This window comes from Vibrio sp. 1288, assembly GCF_033344475.1.
Map to the genome: position 1 here is coordinate 1 of NZ_JAWPOX010000297.1, position 847 is coordinate 847.

At 49.7% G+C, this 847-nt stretch carries 1 protein-coding gene and 1 pseudogene; both read right to left on the reverse strand.

Annotated elements, in window-relative coordinates:
• A partial coding sequence (locus R8O11_RS26350) for a phosphatase (protein WP_318194760.1) occupies positions 1 to 434 on the reverse strand: 434 nt, incomplete at its 3' end.
• Between the two features lie 12 nt (positions 435 to 446).
• A pseudogene (locus tag R8O11_RS26355) lies at positions 447 to 847 on the reverse strand (glyceraldehyde-3-phosphate dehydrogenase); the annotation flags it as partial.

The following is an 847-nucleotide window of genomic DNA, read 5'->3' on the forward strand; positions in this document are numbered from 1 at the left end:
GGGCGAAATGCCTGCACTTCTCGCACGATATCTTCTAACTGCCATTTCTTCTCTAGCAGCAAGTGAGCCGCAAACAAACCTGTGCGACCCGAGCCGCCCATGCAGTGCATCGCGACTTTGCCATCTTGAGCAAGAATCGCATGCAGTTCAGGGCTAGCTTGTTGCCACTTCATCGCGAAATCCTCACTGGGTGCGCAATCATCTTCAATCTCGATCTGGAACCATTTCATACCCAGTTGTTGGGTAACTTCACCCAAATCCGCGACGTCTTTCGATGCTAGCTCAGCATTGTCCAATGCCGTAACCACGGCTTGAACACCCTGCTCTTTTAATTGCTGTAAAGACGTTTGCAAATCGACGCCTTTCGTACCCGGGCACGGTGTTAGGACTAATGCACCAGAGTCCAAATCTAATTGCCATGTAGGATGAGACATTGTGAACTCCTATTAAGCCAAACCAACGTTACGAACCAATTCTGCGGTGCGCGTTGCGTAACCCATTTCATTGTCGTACCACGCGTAAATCTTCACCATGCGAGAACCAACGACCATTGTTGAGAGTGCATCAACGATGGTTGAGCGTTGATCGCCTTTGTAATCGATCGACACCAACGGACGCTCTTCAAAGCCAAGAATGCCTTTTAGCTCACCTTCTGACGCTTCTTTCAGCAAAGCATTCACTTCTTCTGCGGTGGTATCGCGTTTCACATCGAAGATGATGTCTGTCAGTGACGCATTCGCCAACGGTACACGCACTGCGTGGCCGTTAATCTTGCCTTTTAAATCAGGGAAAATTTCCACAATCGCAGTCGCACTGCCCGTGGTGGTCGGGATAAGACTCATGCCAC